The sequence below is a fragment of the Syntrophomonas sp. DTU019 genome (assembly GCA_913757435.1).
Lineage (GTDB): Bacteria > Bacillota > Syntrophomonadia > Syntrophomonadales > Syntrophomonadaceae > DTU019.
Map to the genome: position 1 here is coordinate 139291 of CAJYDM010000004.1, position 17871 is coordinate 157161.

The following is a 17871-nucleotide window of genomic DNA, read 5'->3' on the forward strand; positions in this document are numbered from 1 at the left end:
GTTTATATTTATTGTAAGTTAATATAAAATGGAGTTGGAGGTGAGCGTATGGATGCGAATAAAGAACTGATCACCGCCCACAAACTGGCTGAAGCCTTGAACCTGTCTGTAGAAACGATCTGGAGATATACGCGTGAAAAGAGGATTCCGTTTATTGAACTGGGGCACCGGCAATATCGTTATCAACTTGAGGAGGTAGTCAGAGTTCTAAACGGCGGTGAGGTTCACGAACAACCTGCTCGGTATGAAGCCAAACCCATCAAGAAACTTACATATCAGGATTACCTGGAAATCCCCGATGAACCGGGCTATCGTTTTGAGATTCTCAACGGCATCTTGGTCAAAGAACCCTCACCCAATGTCATGCACCAGCGAGTTTCCCGACGCCTGCAAAGGATCCTGGAAGACTATTTTTCCGAGGCTGATCCCCAAGGAGAGGTTTTTGATGCCCCATTAGATGTAACCTTTCAGGACATATCCGTAGTCCAGCCGGATATATTCTATGTTTCCGGCCCTCAAAAAGCTATAGTCAAAGACACCCGTATCGATGGCCCGCCCACTCTAGTGGTGGAAATTCTGTCTCCTTCCAATAGTCGCAAAGACCGTCTGCAAAAACTGCAAATATATCAGGAAGCCGGGGTGCAGCATTATTGGATAGTCGATCCCCAGGAACATACCCTGGAATGTTTTGCTCTGCAAAACGGCCGATATTTTCTGGTTGCGGCCGGAATGGACCATGACGTAATAGAGTATCCCGGTTTTAGAGGCTTATCTATTGATTTGAATGCTCTATGGTGAAACACTTGAACAATGGCGGGTTACTCCAACCATTCCGCATTGGTTCTTTAATTTAACGCCTGAATTCAATATAATAATCATTAATGCGGACATGGGGAGATGGGGAGATGTTGACTAAGACCGCAGTGATCCTGATGGGGTTGGGTCTAATATTTTTTGTTTACGGGGCCTGGTGCTACCTGAAGATCAGCCAGGAGTTGCGGGAACTAAAAGAAGAGGACCTGGTGGCTTATTACCTGGACCTCTTCTACCGTCTGCTGCCCTACCCCTTCTGGAGTGCGGTGGCAGGCCTGATTCTAATAATATTATCCTTGATCACCGGAACAACAGCATTTCTACTTGATTTCAACGGCCAGCCGTTGTAATTTCCGTCTGCTTAATCCATCAACAAAATGCGTGCCCCTACACCCAATAACAATACTCCCAAGAGGTCGCGCATATGCAGATCACACTGTTTCATGCCGAAAGCCCCGGAGTTGTCGATCAATAATGCGGTTAAAATCTGTGCCACAATAATTGCAGTGGTAGCGTTGCCCACGCCGATTTGCGGCATAGTACGCACCACTGCATAGATGATAATGACATTCATGATTCCGCCTACATAGGCATACCAGGGGGCTTCGGCAAGTTTTGCAGCTTGCCAGTTAGTCCCCAGAGCGAGGATGATCACCGCTACGGTCAGCAATCCGATAACATGCACCACTAGGGTGGATTCCCAAATCCCGATCACTTTGCCCAGGGCGGCGTTAAAAGTCCCCTGTAAAGCCATGGCCGCTCCAGACATAGCAGCCAAACCCAAATAAAGCCAGTTCACAATATATGCTCCCTTCGCCTCCGTTTGCTTTATTGTTTATAACCGTCCGGGCTTTTATGCAGGGAGCATAGAGCAGTCACTTTCTAGAACCGGTCGCAGGCCCGGTATATCCAACGCAGATAGCAAGCCTTGGCTCGGCGCAGCTTGTTGAGCTTATCGCGTAATTGATCGCTTTGCTCGGTATTGGGACAAGTAACCAACTGCTCTTTCAAACGTTCAATATCGTCCTGCAAGTCATGCAGGGTCTTACCTACCCAACCATTTTGCACTTTTTACCACCCCGTCTAAGATATTTACCCACTATTAGTTTACGGAGTATTCTCAGTTCGGTGCCAGATGGAAGGTTGGAATATTGCGCCAATAAACTAACTAAATGAATGTTGCCAAGGCGATGATGACCAGCCCGGCTATAAATCCGGACCAGCGGCTGCGCGGGCCTTTGGTAGCCGCCTGCGGCCACAGCTGAAATATCACCAGGTAAAGCATGATGCCGGAAGCGAAACCTAAGAGCCAGGGCAAGAGTTGTGGCACCACCGCCAGGCTCAATTTGCCGATCCCAGTCCCCAGAGGAGTGATCAAACCTATAGCAGCCGTTTCCATTAATATACGCAAGCGGCGCTGCCCTCCCATCAACAACGGGGCAGCGATAGCCATGCCTTCGGGTACGTTATGTACAGCAATGGCCAGGGCGATGACCATACCGGTGCGAACCTTCAACTCGCCGCCCATGGCGATAGCCATACCTTCAGGCAGGTCGTGCATGGCAATTCCCAGCATAATCAAGTAGCCCAACCCCAGAAGGGTCTCGGGTCCCTTCATGCGCTGCCCCAGCCATGCATCACAGAACCAAATAACGGCTCCGCCCAAAACGGTTCCCCACAGAGCCGACCTATAATTGCTGAGCAAGGCCGAGGGCAGCATATCCAGCACCACCACCGCCACCATGACTCCAGATGCCAGCCCCAGGAAAACTGACAGACTGCGATTGCTCCAATCACGCTTCATGAAAAGCACCGCCGCCCCGACGGTGGTGCAAAAACCAGCAGCCACGCTTATGACCATCAACGAGTCCAACATCAGGCCCACCTCACTAGAATGAATAATAATAATTGTTATGTTTGAAATGAGTGAGTTAGGATTTTTTTACCTCGGCGCCCCTGGCAGGCCGGAGGCTGAAAATTATGCGGGAATACCGCTGGGCTGAAGGTTATGGGTATAGAGCCGGGGGCGTGCTTATCTCTATGAGTGAATCAATAGATAGGACCAAACTAACCGTAAAAAGCCACAGGTGGGTATGAGTATGCTCCTTTTTGAATACGATTGGGGGTTGGAGTAGCAGTTTGAAAGCGGCAGTAATTAACCGGGATAAATTGCAGTAATATTCAGCACAAGAATCTCATAAGGTGCAGCAAGGAGGTGACTGGTAATGTGGAAAAATTTTAGCATCGAATTAAATGGACTGGCCCGGGCAATTGTGATTTCTTTGCTCCTGGCGGTGGCCTCGGCGGTGGTGGTGTACTATACTGACATATCCGAGCAGGTTTTCGGACTCCTGGCCCAACTGATATTAGCTGGAGGCGTTTTTGCCGGAGCGGCTTATGTGGCCAAAATACGGGCCACCAGGGGGCTGCTTAGAGGCCTCAATTTCGGAGTAATGGTATTCATCCTTATGCTGGTTGCAACAGTGGCCATCAATCCCAGCCTGCTGAGCCTGAAGAGTTCGTTGTACAACCTCTTGCTGTGCTTGGCCTCAGGAGCCCTAGGCGGGGTTTTGGGGATCGGCTTGAGCAATCAGGTTTAGCGGGCATCGGCAATCGAGTCACCAAAAGCCAGCAAAGCCGGCAAACCGGCTCTGCTGGTCATCTTTGGTTATGGTTAAATAAACGCCATGCTGCCCGCCCTATACAGGCCAGGTGGCCTGGCTTGTGGTCTGACCCGCATTTATCCCCGATTAACCCCAAATCTTCATGAGTAGGTTGCGCAGGAAGGCCGGAAGCTTAAAGTAGTATACCCGCACTTGATTTTCCTCCTTAACTAACACTGCCTTTGTGCTAGTGTATGAGTAAGTGTCAAAAAAGGTGACAGGTTTTTAGGAAGTGGTCAGATAGGAAGTCCCGGCGCCCGCCAGGAAAACGGGCAGATCGGCTTTTTTGAGGTGGACTACTTTTTTGATAGGGATGCTATTTTTGAACACACGGCCATAAGAGCGTTTTTGCAGCCTGGCATCCAGGACGATCAAAAGGCCGCGGTCACTCTCACTGCGGATCAGGCGACCCGCGCCCTGCTTAAAGCGCACTGCAGCGTCTGGCAGCATAAAGCCCTCAAAACTGCTGCGCCGCTGCAGTTTGAAGTAACGATCCCCGGCGCTGCAGAAGGGATCTCCCGGAGCACGAAAGGGCAGACGCACCATCACCAAGGTCTTGAGCACATCCCCTTTCAGATCGACCCCTTCCCAGAAGGTTTCCAAACCCATCAACACTGTGTTGGGGGCTTGAACAAACAGCTCCATGAGGCGCTTGAATTCCCCATCCTCACCCTGCACCAGCAGACACAGATGCTCTTTTTCAGCCCATTCGCGCAAGGCTCGTGAAGCTTCGCGCAGTTCGCGCCGGGAGGTAAACAGTACCATGGTGCGTCCTTGTGTCACTGTCAAAATGTCTTTTAACGTACCGGCCACAGCGGAGCTGAATCCAGGTGAGGCAGGGTCAGGCATGTCGGCCACAGACAACAGCAAGGCTTGGCGATCATAATCAAAGGGCGAGTACTGCAAAAGGGTCTGCACCCGATCATGGTCATCCAGGCAGTTGAGCCCGTTCTTTTCGATGAAATAGCTGAAAGAATCCTCAATGGTCAAAGTGGCCGAAACCATCACCAGCGACTCCAATTTGCTGAACAGGCGCCGGTGCAGGAGTTCTCCGATACGTATGCTGGATGCCGATAGAGCCGAAGGCTGGCCCATGTGATAATCTATCCAGAAGATCTGATCCGGATGGTCGACCGATTCTTCCATAACCATGAATGCGCCTTCTGACACCTCGCGCAGCGATTGTACCACGGCGTTTATCTCCATTTCCTCATCCATGCCGGCAAGTTCTGATTTAAGTTCGCTGAGACGGTGAATGATCAAATTCGTCGCCTGCTGCCAGCTGCTGTAGTTTTCCACCAGTTGGTTAAACCACTCACTATGGAAATCCTGGTGAGTCAGGACCCGGGCGTGTTCTTCCTGAGCCTGTCCAGGTTTTATGGCAGCAAAACACGCTTCCAGTAGTTCTGTGCAGCGATACACCATAGTGGACAGCTCATTTAAGCCTGGCATCAGGTTGGGATAGCGGCCTTTCAAGTACTGCACGTAGCCGCGCTCATGGGTGCGTTCTCTGCTGTACAAGACCTTTAAGACCTCGCGGCATTCCTCTCGGGAGAAGACCGCGGACAGTTTATCGAAGGATTCCCGTTCAAAGGTATGGGCTTCGTCGATTATCAGGTAATGATATTCAGGCAGAATGCTGTTGTCGACCATGAGATCACTCAATAACAGCGAATGATTGACCACGATCAAATCCGCCTTTTCTAGCCGTTTCAACATCTTCAAACGGAAGCACTTGTCCCGGTACCGGCATAAATTGTTGGCACAGGTGCGGCGACTGGCGGCCAAAAGCCCCCAGTGGCGCATCATCTCCCCAGGCAGAGCCAATTCTTTACGGTCTCCAATCTCAGTATTTTCAGCCCAAGACAGCACCCTGGTGATAAAATCCTGCTGGCGGTTGTCCAACACCTGGCGACCAGCCAGAATGCTCATGTACTGATTCCAGCACAGGTAATTCTCACGCCCTTTGGCCTCAACCGCGTTAAACCCCTCCCCTAGCACCGCCTTGAGATCAGGCAGGTCGTGTTCGGTGAGCTGTTCCTGCAGAGCCCGGGTGCGGGTGGAGACTACCACTTTTTCTCCAGTCTCTTTGGCCCACAGGATGGCAGGCAGGAGATAAGCGAAAGACTTGCCTACCCCGGTCCCCACCTCGGCCACCAGGAATTCGCTGTTTGTCAGGGCATCGGCTACCGCGGCTGCCATTTTGACCTGTTCATCACGGTGGCGGTATCCTGCGATATGCTTTTCCATAGGTCCGCCGGGCTGAAAATAAGCAGCCACGACCTTACCGTCAAAGCTCATGGGTTGGATCTCTCCTATTCAATGGCTCTGCTTCAGTTTCAAACACCAGAACCGTCAGCCCCCTGCTTTACTCTAGGGGTACAGCTACACGGCCTTTGCCATTTGGTTTGAAATGAAAAGCCCCCTCCACCGTAACCTTCTGTTCCCGCAGCAGTTGGCGCTGGGGGGGCAGATCCTCCAGCCGGGTTTTCACCGCCAGGCCGCAACTGGCTGAAACTTCCCGGGGGATGGGAATAACCAGAAAATCAGCTCCGGCCTTTTGCAGCACTTGCTCCGCCTTCAAGGCTTGCGTGGTAGTGCCAAAGGTGAGGAGCCCGAAATCATTTAACTTGATCAGTTCTTTACTCATAACACCGACCCAATCTATTAATACCCCTATGCTCTGGACTTAAAGGTTCTTTGCTCATAACACCGACCTAATCTATTAATAATTAATACTGTATAGGTCCTTGATTATAAAAGGTGCCTTTAGCCTGCCCCATTAGCCGATCTTTGCACCACACCTCGGCTTCAGCAAAGATCATTTTTTGTCCCGCACGCCTCACCTTGCCGGTAGCGCGAAGTACGGACCCATGAGGAACCGCCGCTATAACCGAAACCGAAACATCAACCGTCACCCCATTGACTCCTATCGAACGGATGGCGTTGCCCATCACCGCATCGGCAATAGACATTACTAGGCCGCCATGGATCAGACCCAGAGGATTGCAGTGCTTCTCTTCAGTCAGCACTTCAAATTCACTTAGGCCCGGGCCCAGCTGTACCAGTTTAAAACCGAGGAGTTGATAATAAGGGGTATCCTGCAGGGAATGCAGCAGATAATCGAATAATCTTGCTTCGATGCCAGAATTTATTGCATTCACAATGGGTGCCTCCTTATATTTAATGATTAGTGGCGGATTAATAAAATTAATTATAGCATAAGGCGGAGAATTGCTGATAAGGAGCTTTAAAGACAGGCTTAAATAATCGGGGCTCTTGCTGCGTAAATTAAGCAGACAGGAGGTGTGGTGATTTGCGAAAGCAAGGTTTTCCAGGAGATTGGACCAGAATGCTGGCATACGCGGTATCTGCATTAATCGTACTGTTGACACTTTGGCTGACTTCGGACAGAAGGCCTCCCACGGAAGTACCGCAGAAGCCGCTGATGATACCGGAAGAACAACAGGCTGAAACCGAGTGGTATGTCAAATTCTCGGTGCAAGACCAAAAATCCACCGCTTATCTGGAATACGGCGGAGTGCGACCCTCCAGCGGCGGTAATTACTACATCGGAGGAGTCGCAGTGCACCCCATCTACCCCGGTGCAGACCCGCGCCAACCTATCATTCCGTATGGAACCATGATCTATCTAGAGCAACCCATTACCGTAAACGGCCGCCAGATGTCCGCTTTTAAGGTCTTCGATACCGGTGACATATACTATGGCCGTTATGGGGCCACACCATACTGGTTCGATGTTTTTCTCGGCCGCGGCAATTACTACGCCGACAAAAGCGCTATTGAATACGGTATCAGAACCGTAGATTACTACTGGTACGAAGCCTGGCGCTAGAAAGTCTCAACGCCCCAGACGGCGGATATAACCTTGAATGTAATCGCGCACCGCACTGGCCGGTGAATAGATGCCAAAATGGCCTTCGCAGAGGACATCGGCTTCTAATGCCAGCAGTTTTTGCATGGAATCCTGCCACTGCGCTTTGTCAGAACCCCATTCTTTGGTGAAGGGTCCGTGGATGTCCTGCCCGAAGAGAATGCGCTGTCCGTCAATATCAACATAGACCGCGATGCTGCCCGGGGTGTGCCCCGGGGTGTGTACGCAATGCAGAGCCAACTCCCCTACCATCACGGTTTCGTCCCCCGACAGGACCCGGTCTACTATTACTCCCTTATAGCGGATCCCATACCAGGCGGCGGCAGTCAGTTCAGGACGGCCTTCTTCGATCGCCGGCAATTCCAATTTGTGAGCGATGAGCTTGGCGCCCAAAATGTCTTTGAAGGCCGGCAGCCCGCCGATATGGTCTATGTGTCCGTGAGTGGCGATGATGGTCTTGATATCATCCAGCTTCAAACCGCTGTAGGAGATGTTCTCGATGATCCTGGCCACGCTTCCCCCAGCGCCGGTATCAATCAAACAGGAAGCGCCCTCTGCAGCCACCAGGTAAACCATGCAATCCTCGGAGTCAGAGAGCCTTCCCCCGCCCACCTGATATACGTATGGGGCTATCTCTATCACTTTACTTTTCATACTTTCCTCCCAACAGAGTCCCAACAGAGGGACGTTCTTTTTGTTGGCTTATTTTATTAACCACTTTCCTCCTTATCCACACCGCTGTCAAACTCGTCCCATCTTTAGCTTACCTCTGACCACGGCGCTTTTCAATTATGAGGGGTCTTTTGCATAACTTGGGCCAGCCGAGGCCAACAGAGGAGGGGCCAAAGAACTTCAGACTGTTGGCCAATAGAACCTTCCCAAGCAGAACAGCAGGCCAGGCCTGCTGTTATAATTTCTGATATATACTCTAACTGATGTTAGATATATGATTCATTTCAAAAAGCGAATGCTAAACGGGTATTGATAGGGCTGCCCGTTGCTAACATTGATCGAGGCCACCACCACCAGAATCAGGTCCACCACCCCGATTGCCCCCAGCAGTATTAACGTCAACACACTCAAAGGCATCAAGAGTATGGTCACCAGAAGAATCCCTGCCAGCATCAGCCCAGCAACCGCGTAAATACTCATAGAAATCTGAAAATTGAGCGATTCCTTACCCTGCTCATCCACCAGCGGATATTGATCGCGTTTCATCAGCCACACGATCAGCGGTCCCAGTACATTCCCCAGAGGCAGTCCGGTAAAAGCCAGAAAAGCACTCAGATGGCAGGCCATAGCCCAATTGCGTTCAGTGGGGTCGTTTGACACCATTCACATACCTCCATGTCTCATCAATAGCGGCAGTTCATGGTTATATTATATTATATAGCCCGGCGGTTGTTTACCTTAATCTGAAATGCATCATTGACCGCAACGATCATATGATGGACAAAAATACCACTGAGAAGAGATAGGTGACCACAACCAGACCTACTGCTCCCACCATAGCTTGAAAGAAATCACCTTTGCTCAGTCCCTGAAACATGTCCATTACCTCCCCATAAGAACATTTGTTCTATTATCTTAAACACAAACATATGTTCTGTCAATAGTATGGAAAAAGATTTTATCAACTACAGGGCGAAGCGCCAGATTTTATATTCCAAATAAGCTCCAGGGCGGGTATGCTATGAATAGGTTGTACATATACCGTGACCAAAAATGGCCCGGCTCAGCTCACTCATGAGATAATGAATCACTCGTTCCGGGCTGATGGTATAATTACGCAGGAGGAAATACTATGGCAATTGTTACCCCGCAGCAATCGATAATCAAGGATATCAATATGGCAGCTGACGGCTACCGCAAACTGGAATGGGTGCAGGGCCGCATGCCGGTGATGAACCATCTCCGCCAGGAGTATGCTGACTCCCGTCCGCTGCAAGACGTGACTGTCACCTGCTGCCTGCACCTGGAGGCTAAGACTGGCTATCTGCTGCAGACCCTGCAGGCTGCCGGAGCCAGCGTAGTGGCGTGTGCCAGCAATCCGCTTTCAACCCAGGATGATGTAGTCGCCGCCCTGGTGGATAGCGGCATCACCGTTTACGCTATTCATGGCGAGTCTATGGCAGAATATGAGCGTTTCCTCAACCTGGCTCTGGATGCTGAACCGCATGCCATCATCGATGACGGTGCCGACCTGGTCACCTTGCTGCATAAGGAAAGGCGCCAGCAGGCTCAAACCATTATCGGGGCCTGTGAGGAGACCACCACCGGGATCGTCCGGCTGCGCTCTATGGACCGTGACAGCGCCCTGCTTTTCCCGGTCATAGCGGTGAATGACGCTTACATGAAATACCTCTTCGACAACCGCTACGGCACCGGGCAATCGGTCTGGGATGGCATCAACCGCACCACCAACCTGGTGGTAGCTGGTAAAAACGTGGTAGTAGCCGGTTATGGCTGGTGCGGCAAAGGAGTCTCGATGCGCGCTCTGGGCATGGGAGCCAAAGTGATCATTACCGAAATCGACCCTATCAAGGCCAATGAAGCCATCATGGACGGATTTCAGGTCATGCCTATGAGTGAAGCCGCCCAATTAGGAGACATCTTCATCACCGTCACCGGTAATATCAATGTGATTCGGGGCGAGCACATGGAGCGGATGAGGGATGGAGCCATCATGGCCAACGCCGGCCATTTCGATGTAGAAATTTCCAAACCGGACCTCACATCACTGGCCAAATCGCAGCGGCTCTTGAAGAATAACATTGAAGAAATCACCCTCCATGATGGCCGTCGCCTGTATCTCCTGGCAGAAGGCCGCCTGGTCAATCTGGCAGCCGGGGATGGACACCCCGCCGAGGTGATGGACTTGAGCTTTTCCCTGCAGGCCATGTCTCTGGTTTACCTGCTGCAAAATCGCCCTGAGCTGGGATGCCATGTATATAATGTGCCTGCCGTTATCGATCAAAAGGTAGCCAGGCTCAAATTGCAAACCGCCGGTGTTGCTATTGACGATCTGACTGTTGAACAAAAATCCTATCTGGCCGATTGGGACACCAATCTATGAGGTCGTTCTGAGCCGGTTTACCGCAGCTCTGCGGGCACTGGTTTTTGAATATCCAGACCGCCTTTCAGCCATAATAGTTAATGCTATTGAGGAAAGGCGGTTTTGTTATGGAAACTAAGGCTAAAAGGTATTTGTGGATATTCTTTGGCATACTGCTGGCAGTTATGGTGGGGGCTTATTTGATGAACCTGATGAACGCTCCGCAAGCTAAGCCATTAGGCGACAATCAGGGCAACTCTTCTTACTACACTGTCAGGGATGAAGCAGGCAATATAGTTCTGGAGACCGGAATCCCCATTCATGTCGATGATATATGGATCAGCGACCAAGACCAGCATTACCAGATAACCAGGGTGGAAAAGGATCAGGCCTGGGCTACCCTGACAACCCCCGATAATTCGCCTTTGAAATCCATGTTGGACCTGGATGACACCGCCCAACCCGCCTTGCGACCCAGGGGACCCAGCATTCCGGCCCAGACCCCAGCACAGGATATCCATGTGGTGATTTACCATACCCATACCGATGAATGCTTTAAGCCGACTTCGGGGACAACGTCCCGTCCCGGAGATGGCGATGTCTATGCGGTTGGGAAAAAACTGGCAGAAACCTTCAGACTCAATGGCATCAGCGTGACCCACAGCCTCAATAAACATGATCCCCATGATATCAACGCTTATCACCGCTCTCGCCGCACCGCCAACAGCCTCTTAAGCGAGGGTCCAGACGCGGCCTTTGATATACACCGAGATGCGGCCCCGGCCAGAGCTTATCAAACCACCATTAACGGCATCCCCACCGCCAGGGTAATGATAGTTATGGGGCGAACCAACCCCAATTTCAAAACCAACCTGAATTACGCCCGGCAGGTCAAGGCAACAGCTGATTCTATGTATCCTGGCCTTTTAAGAGGAATCTTTATCGGTCGCGGGAATTACAATCAGGACTTATATCCAACTGCTTTGCTTTTAGAAATAGGTACTACTGGAAACTACCGGTTGTCCGCAGAACGAGCGGCAACAGCCATGGGAGACACCCTAATCGCAGTCCTGCGCAACAGATAGCCATTATAACCAAACAATAGAAAACAGCGACCCGGCAACCGGCTCTGCTATCCGAGATGCTTGGCCATTTAACTGGTGTTGCCATTAGCCAGCATTTTTACCCGGCAAATGGTGAACTGGCTCGTCTTCTGACCAAGGTTGCTTCTTTCCCGGAACAGTTATTTATATAATAATAGAGGTTGCAGGTTGCTAAATGAACAACCTGATGATCCGGGGAAGGGTGAGTTTTTGAAGATCGCACCGAAATGGCAGGTACTTTTCATCGTGTGCCTGGGCATTTTTATGTCCACTTTGGATGGCAGCATCCTGAATATCGCCAATCCCACCATTGCACAAAGCCTAGAGGTAGATCTGCAGCAGATTCAATGGGTGGTGACCGCTTATATGCTAGCCATTACCTCCACCCTTTTATTTCTCGGCAAGCTGGGCGATAAAATCGGCAGCAACCGGATCTATACCGCCGGATTTCTGGGTTTCACTTTGGGATCGGTACTATGCGCCCTTTCCAGTACTCTTTCCGGCCTGATCGCCGCCCGGGTGTTCCAGGCCTTGGGCGCCAGTATGCTTATGGCCACCGGCATCGGGATCGTCTCCAACAGTTTCCCCCGGGAAGAACGCGGCAAAGCCCTGGGCTTTACCGGCAGCGTGGTCGGTATCGGCAATATGACCGGACCGGCTCTGGGCGGATTTCTGGTGGCCCGCTTCGCCTGGCCGACCATCTTCTGGATCAATGTTCCCATCGGAGTAATAGCCTTCCTTTTAGCCTGGCGCCTTCTGCCCCGGCAGGATCAGGTGGAGAACGACCATGGCTTTGACCTGGTGGGAATAATCCTCTTCGGCCTATCCGCTATCATACTGGTCTTTTCCCTGTCGACCCATGCGGGTATGGACTGGCGTCTGCTGCTTTTGGGATCGCTTCTCTTGCTGGCTTTCTATTACTATGAAATGAGAACCCCCCAATCGCTGCTGGACCTGGGGTTGTTCAAAATAAAGGCCTTTCTTTTTGGCAATATATTAGGCTTCATGATCTATTTCATGCAGACCTTCATGTTCTTTCTCCTGCCCTTTTATATGGAAAGACTCTTGGGCTATACTCCGGCACAATCCGGTCTGCTTATGACCATACCTCCAATCTGCCTGGCTGTGACCGCGCCCTTAGCCGGAAGCCTGTCAGACCGCATCGGCCCGGCTCGCCTGACCTCAGTGTCGTTTCTCTTGGCTAGCCTGGCTTTCCTGGTATTCAGCCTGATGAATGCTGAAACCGGGCCCTGGCACATAATATTGGGGCTGGTTGTTTTCGGCATCGGCATGGGCTGTTTCGGTTCCCCCAACAACAGCTCCATCCTGGGGGCAGTGCCCAAATCCAAAGCTGGTTACACCGGAGGATTCATTGCCACCATCCGCAATTTCGGCTTTGCCCTGGGTATAGCTTTATCGGCCAGCCTTTTCACCTGGTTCTTTACCACCCAGCAGTCTATGCTGAGCTATGAACAGGCCTATGTTTTGGCCTCACACCGGGTATACCTCGTAGCCATGGGATTCAGTCTGACCGGGCTGCTCATCTCTCTGCTCACCGGAGCCCTAAGGTCATCCCCTGACAAGGCTGTTGTTGAAGAGCCCTAGCCTGGGCTCATCTTTGCTGCGATTATACCCGGCGGGCTTTGACCTGCCCATTGAATTCTGCTATAATCAGTAATGCATTATGCGCCTGTAGCTCAGTGGATAGAGCACCGGCCTCCGGAGCCGGGTGCGGAGGTTCGATTCCTCTCAGGCGTACCATAGGAAAAATCGGCACTTTCATCCTAACTGAAAGTGCTATTTTTTTGATTTGACAGAAGTTTTGACAGAAGTTTGACAGAAGTTTTTTTATCTAGATCACATGATTCGTATTTCTTGCGGCTTGCCTTGAGGAATAACTTTGCCATTATTAACCACCAGCGTCAATTTGGGTTTCTCTTCTGATGGTTCCATTAATATATGCTCTTTGGCGGCTGATTCTTGGGAATCTTGTCCTGGAGATTTTGGTAAAGCCCCAGCTATTATGCCTTCCATCGTTGCTGCGCTTGCTGCTTTATCTTTTGAGTCACATGGGCATATGTGTTTAGTGTTGTGCTGATATCCTTGTGACCCAGTTGCATTGCAGCATACTCATAGATTCTGTTTCTTCCAATTCTCATGAGTTTTGCTGCCTCTTGGGGTTTCAAAAAATCTGGAGCATCCTCCCATTTAAGAACAGTTGCTTTACTCGGTTCACTGATAAGTTCATTTTGATCAAACATTCTTATAGAGTTAGTCATAATTCAAAACCTCCCAGAAAAATTGGTATAAAAAAACCCGGCATTAAGCCGGGCTCTTGCAAACAACTTGTAGTAATACCAATATTTTTCTCCTTCTAGCCGGCTATGGTGTGTTTTGATCCCCAACGCAGCCAAATGTAGGGAGATGGTTTTTTGGGCTACTTAGCCGTTTTTAACTCAATTCTACACATCTAATGCGTCATGCAATTCTTCTCCATCAACTTGGTATGTATAATATAATCATCAATAATAATTGTTGGAGGAAACAAATCTCTCTATGAAGACATCAGCAAATTCTAATAACCTCAAAAGATTTATATTTATGGCCTTAGGTGGTTTATTGGGAATGGTGTTGTATGGAACTGGTAAATATTTAATTACTGGCTACATCGATATTGAACATTTGATATCATTCTTTATTATCTGGCTAGTAGGAGGAGCTATCGGTTTATTAATTGTCATAAAGATATTTAAACTTTAATTATGGACGCATTTTGCCATTCCATTACCAAGAATAAACCAAAATTGGAGGTGTCGTGTTTGAGTTCTGTAAGCTGCACATTTGTTATGCGACTCTAAAGATTATGCTCATTCTATTCGTCGAGTCCCAACGCATGATAGTAGCTAACGGTATCCATAATCCCCGGCTCCCACACAACCGCTTGTACTTCATTTGGAAATTCTTCTACAAACTGTTTTCTCGTATTTCCAAATGGTGCAATCGTTTTTCCAAAAATCCTCTCGGCATCCGCTCTCATTATTGGAACGCCACCAAAAGTGTAATCTCCTTGGATAAAATTAAATTCAAGTATCTAAGTGACAATCTTCGGAACCCGTTTTAAACAGCGATTTCCAACCAGTCTATGTTGGCAATATTGGCAGAATTCAATGTTCCGCTTCTTACATAGTGCAGGTTGAACCACCTCTTGTTGGATCGCGTGGCGATCACTTGATTGCCACTATGCCAGGCCAGCCGAGTTTCACCGATTTCCCACAGGCCGCCCTGTCTCAGGTATTGGCCGATAGTTATTTTGGCGCAGCTGTCCGGTATCAGAACCAGTTTGTTCATGGGGACTATTTTTGTCCCAACCTCGTTGGGGGTTGGGTTTAGCTGCCCCCTGATGGTGTTCCCGGTAACAAATTCCACAAGTGCGTGATCCTCTTTAATCAAGAGGATTTTTCCAGAAGAAAACCCTCCCCCAGTCCTGGGGACCATTACTGAATCGCTGATTTGCATAATTTCCTCCCTATAGTGACCGTAGTTCGACTTGATGGGTTCCGAAATTATACAGTCCAGCAAGTCGTGTGCGGGGTCTAAGGTGCAAACCTCGCAGCTTCTTCGGTCGAGCAATACCGCGTCTATGAAATAGTTGTTTTGCCCAGAACAGACTATGATTTCAGCTTCGTAGCCGTCGTCAAAACGGGCCGTAAAAATCTGAAGTATTGTGTCAGTCGGTATGATGCCTTCGTCCCAAGAGTCGATTGTTTCTCCATCAAGAAGCCTTTGCAGTTCTTGTGCGTATTCTTTCTCGACAAAGATGACTGCTTGCCTGGTTGTGTCGATCCAGGCACATTTGCCAACAGGCAGGTCGTGTGCGGTATGGGTGTACCTAGAAGCTAGTTCTGTCGTATCCACCCAACCGATGGTGTTGTTCCAAGGCAAAGGCTACCCACCCTAACTTGGGTAGCCTGACCTTATCCCCTAACACAACAATGCTGGTTTTGTTGGCATTAGTGCGATAGCTTTGCTTTGGATTCTTCTTGCTCTTAAACTTGGGGAAACCTTTCTTTTCCTTAAAAAATCGTTTATAAGCATTTTCTAAGTCCCTAAGCGTCTGCTGCAAGGCCATAGAATCTACTTCTTTAAGCCACGGGATGCTCTTTTTCAGTTGGGTGAGTTTAAGGCAGCAAGTGTTGATATTTAAGGACTCCTGCTTTTCCTCATAGAGTTCAATTCGCGCATTGAGAAAATGGTTGTAGACATATCGGGTACACCCTATTGTTTTATTTATGAGCTGTGCCTGTTCTTTTGTAGGGTACAACCGAAATTTAAACGCCTTGTGCAGGGCACTACCTCCTTTCACCTACATATCGGGTCTTAATGCGCCTTATATCCCCATAGCTGAAGCTAGGGGTTTTACGGCCGTGATTTGATAAGCAAATAATTTAAAGCTGTCTTCTTCGAGCTTGGCTTTGCCTTGGAACATATAGGCTTGTCCGATGTCTATCTGCTTATCGAATAACAAGACTCCTATTTGTCCCGAGTAGTGTCTGCCGAAGAAGTGGCTCTGGCCTACAAACAGCTATGGATGGTAGAACGGGCTTTCCGTGATATCAAAGCCAATCTGGAACTGCGGCCCATGTATCACTGGACAGAGAAGCGCATCCGGGGGCATATCATGATGTGTTTTCTGGCCTTTTATCTTGAGATGAGCTTTCGGCAACAGCTAAACCAGATAGCACCGGAGGCTTCTTACAGTCAGGTAAAAAGGGATCTATCATATCTTAAGGCAGTATTCGTTAAACGGGGCACAACCTCGTCTATCATCCGCACCGAACTAGAGGGAACCGCTCATCTTGCATTTAAAGCGGTTCACATGCAAGTCCCTTCCAGAGTGCTACGCACATAATCATGTCACTACAGAAATGTAGTGGCACACGTATTTCGCATACCCCTTAATGCCCGTTGTTGTGAGGTTCTATGATTTGTCACTGTCAAACTCGAGTCAGAACATCACGGCACGGGTAGCCGATTGCTCTTATCGTTCGGGAAATACTGCGGCCATGCTCCATATAGTAAGCTACCGCCGCTTTTTTCTGTGAGGGTGAATATTTAGACTTCTTAGCAAAATGTTTGTGAAGCCCGCCGTCTTCCATATATTCGACATACCATTGCTTCAATGCATTTTTCGATGGATACCCTAACTCGCGCAAGGTGGCTGCCACATTCAAATCATATTTGATGTACAGCTTTACTGCTCTCATCCGTTCTGCGTACGAATACATTGACTTTCTCCCATGTTAAGTCCAGGTTTTCGTCCGCATCCCCGAAGTAGACAAATTCGCCCTTCAAAACAGCCTTCGGGATTTGAATACTGCCTACAACAACTTCTTCCGCGAACTGCGTAAGGGAAATAAGCCGGGCTTTCCCAGGTTTAAAAGTAAGCATAAGTCCAAACAGAAGTATAGGACGAATTTTACCAATGACAACATCTGCGTAGATATGGAAGCCTACCAGATCAAGCTGCCTAAACTGGGCTGGGTAAGGTTTCGCAAGAGCAAAAAGTGGGCCGACCTGCCCGGAAGAATTATCAGTGCCACCATCAATAGAACATCCAGCGGTAAATATCTGGTATCGGTCTTATGTCAGGCAAAGGTAGATGAACTGCCCGAAGTATATAGCTTCGCAGGATACGACCTTGGCTTAATGACCTTTGCCATTGGCTCAAACGGAGACGTAATTGAAAATCCACGCTATTTCAGGAAAGAGGAAAGGAAACTGGCTCGACTCCAGAGACAGTTTTCCCGTAAAACCAAGGGAAGCAACAACTACCTAAAGCAACGAGCAAAAGTAGCCAGGCAGCATGAACGAATTGCCAATATGCGCCGGGACTTTCTTCACCAGCAATCCACCAGGATAGTACGCGAAAACCAAGTGATCTGTCTTGAGGATTTGCGGGTAAAGAACCTGGCCAAAAACAGACGTTTAGCCAAATCAATCTCTGATGCAGGCTGGGGCATGTTTCGCCAGATGATAAGCTACAAGGCTGAATGGTATGGCCATACCGTAGTAACCATCGACAAGTTTTATCCATCCAGCAAACTTTGTAGCATCTGCGGCGAAACCAATCCGATGCTTACCCTTAGTGTGAGGGAGTGGCAGTGCCCACATTGCAAAGCCGTACATAATCGGGATACCAATGCCGCCCGAAATATCTTAAGCGAAGGATTAAGGCTGTTGTCAGTCTAGCCTTAGAACCGTAGGAACTACGGGGTTAGCCTGTGGAGCTTTTGTAAGACTTCCCTTTAACAGAAGCAGAAAGCGATGAATCAGGAATCTTGC

General features: G+C 49.4%; 24 protein-coding genes and 1 tRNA gene. 11 read left to right on the forward strand and 14 right to left on the reverse strand.

All coding sequences use genetic code 11. The features are described 5' to 3' along the window. Positions 1 to 48: 48 nt before the first annotated feature. The gene (locus AC15IQ_RS11245) at positions 49 to 798 is read left to right on the forward strand and encodes a Uma2 family endonuclease (protein ID WP_483179227.1); all 750 of its coding nucleotides are present in this window, start codon (positions 49 to 51) and stop codon (positions 796 to 798) included. A 107-nt stretch (positions 799 to 905) separates the two neighbouring features. Then, positions 906 to 1163: a hypothetical protein gene (locus tag AC15IQ_RS11250; protein WP_483179228.1), complete on the forward strand. Its 258-nt coding sequence runs from the start codon at positions 906 to 908 to the stop codon at positions 1161 to 1163. A gap of 11 nt (positions 1164 to 1174) precedes the next feature. On the opposite strand, the gene AC15IQ_RS11255 is transcribed toward AC15IQ_RS11250, so the two are convergent. The 3 genes from AC15IQ_RS11255 to AC15IQ_RS11265 all read right to left on the reverse strand — a co-directional run bounded on the left by AC15IQ_RS11255 (position 1175) and on the right by AC15IQ_RS11265 (position 2689). Then, complete coding sequence (locus AC15IQ_RS11255) at positions 1175 to 1612, reverse strand: DMT family transporter (RefSeq protein WP_483179230.1); 438 nt, start codon at positions 1610 to 1612, stop codon at positions 1175 to 1177. 83 nt (positions 1613 to 1695) lie between these two features. Next, entirely contained in the window at positions 1696 to 1881 is a 186-nt protein-coding gene (locus AC15IQ_RS11260) for a hypothetical protein (RefSeq protein ID WP_483179231.1), read from the reverse strand. 100 nt (positions 1882 to 1981) lie between these two features. Then, complete coding sequence (locus AC15IQ_RS11265; RefSeq protein ID WP_483179233.1) at positions 1982 to 2689, reverse strand: ZIP family metal transporter; 708 nt, start codon at positions 2687 to 2689, stop codon at positions 1982 to 1984. A 349-nt stretch (positions 2690 to 3038) separates the two neighbouring features. On the opposite strand from AC15IQ_RS11265, the gene AC15IQ_RS11270 reads away from it, so the two are divergent. Beyond that, on the forward strand, positions 3039 to 3413 hold the full coding sequence (locus AC15IQ_RS11270; RefSeq protein ID WP_483179235.1) for a TIGR04086 family membrane protein: 375 nt from the start codon (positions 3039 to 3041) through the stop codon (positions 3411 to 3413). A gap of 288 nt (positions 3414 to 3701) precedes the next feature. On the opposite strand, the gene AC15IQ_RS11275 is transcribed toward AC15IQ_RS11270, so the two are convergent. The 3 genes from AC15IQ_RS11275 to AC15IQ_RS11285 form a co-directional block, all read right to left on the reverse strand. Continuing rightward, positions 3702 to 5777 (reverse strand): ATP-dependent DNA helicase, encoded by a 2076-nt coding sequence (locus tag AC15IQ_RS11275; protein WP_483179237.1) that lies wholly within the window; start codon positions 5775 to 5777, stop codon positions 3702 to 3704. Between the two features lie 67 nt (positions 5778 to 5844). Beyond that, on the reverse strand, positions 5845 to 6126 hold the full coding sequence (locus AC15IQ_RS11280; RefSeq protein WP_483179239.1) for a putative Se/S carrier protein: 282 nt from the start codon (positions 6124 to 6126) through the stop codon (positions 5845 to 5847). An 82-nt stretch (positions 6127 to 6208) separates the two neighbouring features. After that, a complete protein-coding gene (locus AC15IQ_RS11285; RefSeq protein WP_483179241.1) occupies positions 6209 to 6640 on the reverse strand; it encodes a PaaI family thioesterase in 432 nt (143 codons plus the stop codon). Positions 6641 to 6792: 152 nt separating this feature from the next. Here AC15IQ_RS11285 and AC15IQ_RS11290 point away from each other — a divergent pair, with 152 nt between their 5' ends. Then, positions 6793 to 7332 carry a hypothetical protein gene (locus tag AC15IQ_RS11290; protein WP_483179242.1) on the forward strand — a complete coding sequence of 180 codons (540 nt, stop codon included), beginning with the start codon at positions 6793 to 6795 and terminating at the stop codon, positions 7330 to 7332. Between the two features lie 6 nt (positions 7333 to 7338). Here the strand turns inward: AC15IQ_RS11290 and AC15IQ_RS11295 are convergent, their stop codons facing one another. Continuing rightward, positions 7339 to 8025, reverse strand: a complete 687-nt coding sequence (locus AC15IQ_RS11295; RefSeq protein ID WP_483179244.1) for an MBL fold metallo-hydrolase — start codon at positions 8023 to 8025, stop codon at positions 7339 to 7341. Between the two features lie 297 nt (positions 8026 to 8322). Then, positions 8323 to 8706, reverse strand: coding sequence for a DUF4870 domain-containing protein (locus AC15IQ_RS11300; RefSeq protein WP_483179246.1), 384 nt, complete (start codon positions 8704 to 8706; stop codon positions 8323 to 8325). Positions 8707 to 9175: 469 nt separating this feature from the next. Here AC15IQ_RS11300 and AC15IQ_RS11305 point away from each other — a divergent pair, with 469 nt between their 5' ends. The 4 genes from AC15IQ_RS11305 (at position 9176) to AC15IQ_RS11320 (ending at position 13290) form a co-directional block, all read left to right on the forward strand. Beyond that, the gene (locus AC15IQ_RS11305; RefSeq protein WP_483179247.1) at positions 9176 to 10447 is read left to right on the forward strand and encodes an adenosylhomocysteinase; all 1272 of its coding nucleotides are present in this window, start codon (positions 9176 to 9178) and stop codon (positions 10445 to 10447) included. A 107-nt stretch (positions 10448 to 10554) separates the two neighbouring features. After that, entirely contained in the window at positions 10555 to 11511 is a 957-nt protein-coding gene (gene spoIIP / locus AC15IQ_RS11310) for a stage II sporulation protein P (protein ID WP_483179248.1), read from the forward strand. A 186-nt stretch (positions 11512 to 11697) separates the two neighbouring features. Then, entirely contained in the window at positions 11698 to 13134 is a 1437-nt protein-coding gene (locus tag AC15IQ_RS11315) for an MFS transporter (protein ID WP_483179250.1), read from the forward strand. Between the two features lie 81 nt (positions 13135 to 13215). Continuing rightward, positions 13216 to 13290: transfer RNA gene (locus AC15IQ_RS11320), tRNA-Arg, on the forward strand. Positions 13291 to 13386: 96 nt separating this feature from the next. Here the strand turns inward: AC15IQ_RS11320 and AC15IQ_RS11325 are convergent. Both AC15IQ_RS11325 and AC15IQ_RS11330 read right to left on the reverse strand, forming a co-directional pair. After that, the gene (locus AC15IQ_RS11325; RefSeq protein ID WP_483179251.1) at positions 13387 to 13563 is read right to left on the reverse strand and encodes a hypothetical protein; all 177 of its coding nucleotides are present in this window, start codon (positions 13561 to 13563) and stop codon (positions 13387 to 13389) included. Beyond that, entirely contained in the window at positions 13551 to 13808 is a 258-nt protein-coding gene (locus AC15IQ_RS11330; RefSeq protein WP_483179253.1) for a hypothetical protein, read from the reverse strand. The genes AC15IQ_RS11325 and AC15IQ_RS11330 overlap by 13 nt, the downstream gene beginning before the upstream one ends. Before the next feature lie 277 nt (positions 13809 to 14085). Here AC15IQ_RS11330 and AC15IQ_RS11335 point away from each other — a divergent pair, with 277 nt between their 5' ends. Further along, positions 14086 to 14289 carry a hypothetical protein gene (locus AC15IQ_RS11335; protein WP_483179255.1) on the forward strand — a complete coding sequence of 68 codons (204 nt, stop codon included), beginning with the start codon at positions 14086 to 14088 and terminating at the stop codon, positions 14287 to 14289. Positions 14290 to 14401: 112 nt separating this feature from the next. Here AC15IQ_RS11335 and AC15IQ_RS11340 read toward each other — a convergent pair whose 3' ends face one another. The 3 genes from AC15IQ_RS11340 to AC15IQ_RS11350 form a co-directional block, all read right to left on the reverse strand. Beyond that, positions 14402 to 14566, reverse strand: coding sequence for a hypothetical protein (locus AC15IQ_RS11340; RefSeq protein ID WP_483179256.1), 165 nt, complete (start codon positions 14564 to 14566; stop codon positions 14402 to 14404). Positions 14567 to 14646: 80 nt separating this feature from the next. Continuing rightward, positions 14647 to 15471 carry a hypothetical protein gene (locus AC15IQ_RS11345; protein WP_483179258.1) on the reverse strand — a complete coding sequence of 275 codons (825 nt, stop codon included), beginning with the start codon at positions 15469 to 15471 and terminating at the stop codon, positions 14647 to 14649. Continuing rightward, positions 15419 to 15892, reverse strand: coding sequence for an RNA-guided endonuclease TnpB family protein (locus AC15IQ_RS11350; protein ID WP_483179260.1), 474 nt, complete (start codon positions 15890 to 15892; stop codon positions 15419 to 15421). Before AC15IQ_RS11350 ends, AC15IQ_RS11345 begins: the two co-directional genes overlap by 53 nt. Before the next feature lie 171 nt (positions 15893 to 16063). Here AC15IQ_RS11350 and AC15IQ_RS11355 point away from each other — a divergent pair, with 171 nt between their 5' ends. Continuing rightward, a complete protein-coding gene (locus AC15IQ_RS11355) occupies positions 16064 to 16438 on the forward strand; it encodes a hypothetical protein (RefSeq protein ID WP_483179262.1) in 375 nt (124 codons plus the stop codon). Positions 16439 to 16523: 85 nt separating this feature from the next. Here AC15IQ_RS11355 and AC15IQ_RS11360 read toward each other — a convergent pair whose 3' ends face one another. Continuing rightward, on the reverse strand, positions 16524 to 16814 hold the full coding sequence (locus AC15IQ_RS11360) for a hypothetical protein (protein WP_483179264.1): 291 nt from the start codon (positions 16812 to 16814) through the stop codon (positions 16524 to 16526). A 37-nt stretch (positions 16815 to 16851) separates the two neighbouring features. Between AC15IQ_RS11360 and AC15IQ_RS11365 the strand changes: the two genes are divergently transcribed. Continuing rightward, positions 16852 to 17778, forward strand: coding sequence for an RNA-guided endonuclease TnpB family protein (locus AC15IQ_RS11365; RefSeq protein WP_483179384.1), 927 nt, complete (start codon positions 16852 to 16854; stop codon positions 17776 to 17778). The last annotated feature ends 93 nt before the right edge of the window (positions 17779 to 17871 follow it).